1 protein-coding gene and 1 pseudogene are annotated in these 1,098 nt (G+C 49.8%); both read left to right on the top strand.

What is annotated here, in order from left to right; translation table 11 throughout:
- On the top strand, nucleotides 1-200 hold a 200-nt coding region (vcrG, locus tag R8O11_RS25125), incomplete at its 5' end, for an LcrG family type III secretion system chaperone VcrG (protein WP_318194598.1).
- 4 nt (nucleotides 201-204) lie between these two features.
- A pseudogene (locus R8O11_RS25120) lies at nucleotides 205-1,098 on the top strand (Type III secretion cytoplasmic LcrG inhibitor); the annotation flags it as partial.

Here is a 1,098-nt window from a genome sequence, read left to right as displayed (position 1 = left end):
TATTAGAAGGACTCGGTGTTGGCCCCGTAGCCGGCGAAGTTCTGCTTGGTGGTTTAAACGCCTCGCCGAAGTTAATGCAACACGCCGAGCAAGAACTCATCGAAGAAGTTCAGCGCCGCAGGCAGCAACAGCATCAGTTGCAAGGCGTGCAGGGTAAAAGACGAAAGCGACCAACCATGATGCGCGGTATGGTGATCTAGAGGTTTGGATATGACGAATATGACAACAACGGGCTCAGCAACCGGAGCGGCAACCGCCGCCGCAAGCAGTACGCCACTGCCAACGTTTGGACAAAGCCTAACAGAGCAATTGACCCCAATTTTAGGTGATGCGGAAACTCAGCAGCTTGCTTCACTGATCGCACACTTACCAACCATTAACGGTCAAACTGACGAACAGAGCATCGCACTTTACGTCGATACGCTGACTCAATTGAAAGAGAAAAACAGCGCATTTCCGGATGCAGCGCTCAGCGACAGCGCATCTATTTGGATGAAGTCGCTACAAGGCGCGAGTTCAAACGGTGAAGTGGACGCCGCCGAACTTACGACGCAGATGAACAATGCATTGGCAAGTCAGTTCCAAACTTGGTTTGCCGACCAGCTTACGGACAAAGTGGATTCGTCATTGCCGACTCAGTTTGTGAGTCAATTTCAGCTTGGAACCGAAAGCACGCAAGCGCAGCAGATTGCAAAGTTAAGCGCTGAAGAGCTGAAATCAGCGACTGGGGATATTGCCTCATTTGTTGATGATTTGGCGCGTCAAATGAGTTCTAGCGTGGTTCGTGAGAGCGCGTCTTCGTTCCTTCGCAATGCGTTTGCTCATTTGCCATCGGTGAACCTGGCCCAGCTCAAAGCATCTGATTTTCTGTTAACCGAAGCGAATTTTGTTACGAACGTCTCGACGCAATTGCAGAACGCTTTTAACCAGATTGGTATCACTTTAACTAAAGATGACGCGGACCAATTAGCGAAAAGAATTACGTGGACGCCAGGCATTTCTAAACAGCAGCTTAGCGAAGCGTTAAGCGAAATGGCGACGCAAGTGAAAGGTCAGTTTACTGCGGCTTACGGTGAAACCGCTGGGACTGAAAATTTA

It is taken from the genome of Vibrio sp. 1288 (assembly GCF_033344475.1).
This window is presented reverse-complemented; position numbering and strand designations above follow the sequence as displayed.